Annotated in this window: 6 protein-coding genes; 3 read left to right on the top strand and 3 right to left on the bottom strand. The window is 60.7% G+C overall.

Annotation, left to right across the window (positions count from 1 at the left end; genetic code table 11):
- The 3 genes from FY112_RS01830 to FY112_RS01840 all read right to left on the bottom strand — a co-directional run.
- Nucleotides 1–547 (bottom strand): sugar ABC transporter permease (locus FY112_RS01830; RefSeq protein WP_181018124.1); only part of this gene is annotated, 547 nt, incomplete at its 3' end.
- A gap of 157 nt (nucleotides 548–704) precedes the next feature.
- Complete coding sequence (locus FY112_RS01835) at nucleotides 705–2,015, bottom strand: extracellular solute-binding protein (RefSeq protein ID WP_131620229.1); 1,311 nt, start codon at nucleotides 2,013–2,015, stop codon at nucleotides 705–707.
- Nucleotides 2,016–2,372: 357 nt separating this feature from the next.
- Entirely contained in the window at nucleotides 2,373–3,011 is a 639-nt protein-coding gene (locus tag FY112_RS01840) for a TetR/AcrR family transcriptional regulator (RefSeq protein ID WP_165504069.1), read from the bottom strand.
- 99 nt (nucleotides 3,012–3,110) lie between these two features.
- On the opposite strand from FY112_RS01840, the gene FY112_RS01845 reads away from it, so the two are divergent.
- Genes FY112_RS01845 through FY112_RS01855 form a run of 3 tightly spaced genes read left to right on the top strand, consistent with a single transcriptional unit; the run spans nucleotide 3,111 to nucleotide 5,601 of the window.
- The gene (locus tag FY112_RS01845) at nucleotides 3,111–4,307 is read left to right on the top strand and encodes a Tm-1-like ATP-binding domain-containing protein (protein WP_151517506.1); all 1,197 of its coding nucleotides are present in this window, start codon (nucleotides 3,111–3,113) and stop codon (nucleotides 4,305–4,307) included.
- A gap of 11 nt (nucleotides 4,308–4,318) precedes the next feature.
- Complete coding sequence (locus FY112_RS01850) at nucleotides 4,319–5,161, top strand: phosphoenolpyruvate hydrolase family protein (protein ID WP_151517507.1); 843 nt, start codon at nucleotides 4,319–4,321, stop codon at nucleotides 5,159–5,161.
- Nucleotides 5,162–5,187: 26 nt separating this feature from the next.
- Complete coding sequence (locus FY112_RS01855) at nucleotides 5,188–5,601, top strand: cupin domain-containing protein (RefSeq protein WP_094088280.1); 414 nt, start codon at nucleotides 5,188–5,190, stop codon at nucleotides 5,599–5,601.
- The last annotated feature ends 149 nt before the right edge of the window (nucleotides 5,602–5,750 follow it).

Consider the following 5,750-nt stretch of genomic DNA (forward strand, 5'->3'; position numbering starts at 1 on the left):
AGGGCGACCACATCCAGATGTCCGTGATTGCGACCGCATAGAGCGCCATGTCCGGATTCGACAGCCACTCAAAGGAGCCGAGGCCGAGTGCGTAGTTGATGATGCCGAAGGACGGGTCGTAGAGCAGCTTCCAGAAGAGGCCGACCACGGCCATCGACAGCATCATCGGCAGCAGCAGCAGCGTCGTCAGTAGACCCTTTAGCGGAATGTCACGGTTGAGCAGCATCGCGGTGCCGAAGCCGACGATCACCTGCCCCGTCACAGAGACGATCACATATTTCGCGGTGATGGCGAAATTCGACCAGATGAAAGGATCGTTCAGCAACTCGCGGTAGTTCTGCAGGCCGACGAAGTTGGCCGGCGCGTTCGTCGAGGCGCGAAAATCCGTGAACGAATAGCCGAGCGAATAGATCAGCGGAAAGATGTTGAAGATGATCAGAAACAGGATCGTCGGGATAATGAAGAGATTGCGAATGCGGATGTCGCTCATGCCGCGGGATGCGGCACGCGATTTCGTGTCCAGCGATGTCATGACTGCGGTTGCCAATCCTCTCCTCCTCCGAGAGTCGGCGCCGGATGCCGGAAAAGGCATCACGATGCGCGAAGTGAATTCCGGGCGCCGCGCCCTCTCGAACCGCGCCTTTGGGCGCGAGATGCAGAATGCAAACGGAGGGGCGACGGAGCCCCTCCGCTGATCGCGTTTGCTATTTATTGCGTCCGTATTTCTTGAACGTCGCGTTCCAGTCCGCTGCCAGAGAGTCGAGCACTTCCTTCGCCGTGCCTTGGCCGGCGGTGACGAAGGGGTAGATGCGCTGGTTCATCTGGATCAGCAGTTCGGCATATTCAGGCGTTGCCCAGAAGTCCTTCACCTTGAACATGGTCTCGTAGAAGGCCTTGTTATAGGGTGTCGCGTTCTGAAATTCCGGCGATTCAAGCACCTTGGCGCTTGCCGTGTAGCCGCCGAGTTCGGCCCAGCGCTTCTGGGTCTCGTCCTTGATGAACCATTCGAGGAATTTCATCGCCTCTTCCTGGTTCTTTGAGTAGGAGATGACCGATATGCCTTGGCCGCCGAGCGCTGCGAATTGTTCGCCGTTCGGCCCCGCCGGATTGGCAAAGAAGCCGGTAACCTTGGCGTTCGGGTTGGACGCCTCGTTCACCAGGGCCGGGAAGAAGGCGAAGTAGTTCATGCTCATCGCCGCCAGGTTCTCGGTGATCGCCTGATTGTTCTCGACGAAGAAGGACTTGGCCCAGCCCGGAGGCGTAAAGCCGTAGAGCTCGCGATACAATTCGAGCGCCTTGACGTTCTTGTCAGAGTTGATGATCCCGTCGACCTTGTAGCTCTGGTAGTCGCCGAGTTCGCCTCCAAAGGAGAAGATCGCGTTCTCGACACCCATGACGAGACCGTCATAAGAATTGTCGGTGTAGATGGCGATTCCGTAGCGCTTCTGGTCGGGACGGTGGAAGAACTCGGCGATGTCGCGCATCTCGGCCCATGTCTTCGGCGGGGCGAGGTCGTAACCGTATTTGGCCTTGAACGCCTCCATCTCTTTGGGATCTTCGAACCAGTCCTTGCGGTAGGACCAGCCGACGGCGTCGCCTTCGGCCGGAACTGACCAATACTTTTTCGAGTTCGACGGATATTCGGCGTAGTATTTCACCGTTGCCGGAGCCATCACCTGGGTCAGATTGTGCTTGGTGAAGAAGTCGGTCAGATCGACGTAATGGCCAGCTTCTGACGCCGCCCCGATCCACTGACTGTCGCCGACGACCATGTCATAGGCTGAGCCCTTGGCGTTGAACTCGGTGAAGGCCTTGGTCTGGAAGTCGGCCCATGGTGTGGTCTCGACCGTGACCTTGACGCCGGTTTCAGCCTCGTATTCGTTCGCCAGTTCCTGAAGGTAATTTGCCGGGTCCCACTCGGCCCAGAAAATCGTCAGTTCCTGGGCCTGTGCGGATGTTCCGCAGGCCCACATCAATCCGACACCGGCAAAGAGACCGGCCATAGTTTTGCGCATAACATTTCCTCCCATTTATGCACGCTTCCCGCGTCATCGCGGGCCTCCCGATCTGGCTTCCCGATCCTCCTGGGTGATTTTCGTGCTGGGGTCCTCCCCCGACCCTGGCGCGTTTCAGATCTCAAGCCTGAATGTTATTTCCCTGATCTGGTAGTACCAAACTCCATTATCGTCAAGAGTGAGCCTCGGAGAGCATTAGCAAAGGTTCGTCATCCCGACTTCTGGATATCTTCCTACAATTGCGGCTCCGCTCATGCAGTCTTGTCAGGCGACCTCACGTTCCTCCTGGCCAATCCCCGACCACATTTGCTTCATCTGGTCCAACCAATTGTTGGATTAATTTGAAGGTTCCCCACGTCATGTTTTGCTCTGCGCCTGCCGTAACGCCGTATCAACAAGCGCCTTGGCGGCCCACTCGGCAACAGACTGCGCGCTTTCGGAGGTCAGGCCCCAGATATCCTTCAACACGATCAGCACCTCGACGCCGAAGACAAGCGAAAGCGCCTGCGCAAGGCGTTCCCGGGATTCGGGCGGCACGGTGCCCTGCAGGGGGGCCGTCACGCACTTGAGCAGGTCGACCCGGTGGCCGCGCGTGAACAGCGGCTCGTTGCCGAGCGTGCCGGCCTGGCGCTGCGCCCACTGGTCCAGCGAAAGTTTCAGCGCCGCCTTGAAGGTGGCTTCGAACTCATCGATGCGCGGCATTGCGGTCGCCAAGAGATCGGCAACCCGGGTGCGTGCATCCGGACTGTCCGACGACCAGCTGAGTATCGGCCCCAGAGCCTCATCCACCACGGCATGCACGAGCGCGGCCTGACTCGGAAAGTAACGGTAGGCCGTCGCGCGCGAGACTTCGGCAGCCTCGGCGACTTCACTTACCGACGGAGTGATGCCGGACTGCATGAGCCGCGTTGCCGTTTCGAGCATCAGTTTTCGCGTACGGGCACGCGGGCCTCGCTCGGTCCCGGTTGTTTCGTTCTGTTGACGTGAGACATCCATATCTTTATGATACGCGCGTCTCACAAATTTGCAAGGGCCCATCGCTTTGCCCGGGCGTGGGATATGCTGGGAGAAAACCCAACCGGTCTCGGAGGGGAAATGAAGCAGATCTACGTGGTCGGCACGGCCGACACGAAGGGCGAGGAGCTTGCTTATCTGGCCGCTTGCATCGAAGCGGCGGGCGGGGCTGTCGTCCGTGTCGACGTCGGCATCCGCGAGCCTCAAACCTCCGTCGATGTGAGGGCCGACGCAGTGGCGGCGTGCCATCCGGACGGGGCTGGAGCCGTTCTTGCCAGCGACGACCGCGGAACGGCGGTCGAGGCGATGGGCATTGCCTTCGCGCGCTTCCTCGTGGAGCGCCAGGACATCGCTGGCGTCATCGGTATCGGTGGAGGCGGGGGCACTTCGATCATTACCGCAGGCATGCGCCAATTGCCGCTCGGTCTGCCAAAGATCATGGTCTCGACGCTCGCATCCGGCGATGTGGCTCCCTTTGTCGATGTCTCAGACATCGTAATGATGCCCTCGATCACGGACATGGCGGGCCTGAACCGGCTGAGCCGCGTCATCCTTCACAACGCCGCCCAGGCGATCACCGCCATGGCCCGCCGGCCGGCTGAGGTGACTGCATCCAAACCAGCCCTCGGGCTTACCATGTTCGGCGTTACGACACCTGCCGTATCCGCCATGGTCGAGCGCCTCCGAGCGGACTATGACTGCCTGGTCTTCCACGCGACAGGCACGGGCGGGCGGGCGATGGAGAAGCTTGCCGACAGCGAGCTCATCTCTGGCATGCTCGACATCACGACGACCGAGGTCTGCGACCTGCTGTTCGGCGGCGTCTTGCCCGCCACCTCGGACCGTTTCGGCGCCATTGCTCGCAAAGGCCTGCCCTATGTCGGCTCGGTCGGTGCGCTCGATATGGTGAACTTCTGGGCGCCGGAGACCGTCCCGGAGCGTTATGCCGGCCGGCTGTTTTACCGGCACAACCCGAACGTCACCTTAATGCGCACGACGTCGGCCGAATGCGCGCAGATCGGCCGCTGGATCGGCGATAAGCTCAATCTCTGCCACGGCCCCGTACGCCTCCTCATTCCCGAAAAGGGCGTTTCGGCCCTCGACATCGAAGACGGTCCGTTCTTCGATCCGCAAGCCGACGCCGCGCTTTTCGCCGCGCTCGAGGCGACGGTGAAGCCGACGGCGTCACGGCGTATCATCCGCCTGCCACTCCATATCAACGATCCAGATTTCGCCGAGGCCGCCATCGCGGCCTATCGTGACATCGCCAACCCCTGAGAGACAAATCGATGCCAGTCATACCGCGCAGCACCATCCTCGAAAAATTTCACGGCATGATCGCAGCCGGCGTGCCGATCGTCGGGGGCGGTGCCGGCACCGGCATCTCCGCCAAGGCTGAGGAGGCAGGCGGTATCGACCTCATCATTATCTACAATTCCGGGCGATACCGCATGGCGGGCCGCGGTTCGGCGGCCGGACTGCTCGCCTATGGCAATGCCAACGAGATCGTCAAGGACATGGCGCTTGAAGTGTTGCCGGTCGTGAAAAAGACGCCGGTGCTTGCTGGCGTCAATGGCACGGACCCCTTCGTGCTGATGCCGCGCTTCCTCGCCGACCTCAAGGCAATGGGCTTTTCCGGCGTACAGAACTTCCCCACAATAGGCCTCTTCGATGGGCGGATGCGGCAGAGTTTCGAGGAAACGGGCATGAGCTACAATCTGGAGGTCGACATGATCGCCACCGCCCACGGGCTCGACCTGCTGACGACGCCCTATGTGTTCAACGAAAGCGAGGCTATCGCCATGACGACCGCTGGCGCCGACATCGTCGTGGCGCATATGGGGGTGACGACCGGCGGCACGATCGGCGCCACATCCGGCAAGTCCCTCGATGACTGCGTCGAGGAGATCGCCGCGATCGCCAAGGCGGCAAGTTCCGTGCGTGACGACGTCATCGTGCTCTGCCACGGCGGCCCGATCTCCATGCCGGAGGATGCGCGCTACATTCTCGAGCGTTGCCCTGGCTGCAACGGCTTTTATGGCGCAAGCTCGATGGAGCGCCTGCCGGCAGAGGCGGCAATCCGGAAGCAGACGGAAGATTTCAAGGCGCTCGCCATCGGCGCGGTCGTCTGAGGATGGGCATGGGAGGAGGCCGTTTCATGGTAAAGAACAAGTACTTTGTCTATCCTGAGGATGTGAGCGCCTTCGGTTTCGACTGGGGCAAGCTGTCGCTGACTGTGGCGCCCGAGATCAACGGTGCCAGCCGCTTTTCCGGCGGCGTCGTCGAGCTGCCAAGCGGCGAGGGCCATTCCCGCCACAATCACCCTGGCGCGGAGGAAATCATTTTTGTGATTTCCGGCGAGGGCGAGCAGATGGTCGAGGACGAGAATGGTAATCCGATGACGCAGAAGGTCGCCAGCGGCTGCACGATCTATATTCCGGAAAGTCGCTTTCATTCGACGAAGAACACTGGCGGCGGGAAGATGCTCCTTTTCGTGATCTACTCACCGGCCGGCCCCGAGCTTGCGCTTCGCGATTTGCCGGACTTCCGCCTGCTGCCGCCGGGCTTCTGAGACGGCGCATCCATTTTCTGGGAGGAAAGACAATGAACGACAATCCAGGGCAAACAAGGCAGGCCGCCGTGACGCCGTTCGATACGGCCAAGCTCGACCGTCTCATGGAGGAAGCCGGTATCGACGTCATCGTCGCCACCTCCAAACAC

Origin of the sequence: Rhizobium sp. PEPV16 (genome assembly GCF_008919455.1) — a bacterium.
Lineage (GTDB): Bacteria > Pseudomonadota > Alphaproteobacteria > Rhizobiales > Rhizobiaceae > Rhizobium > Rhizobium leguminosarum_Q.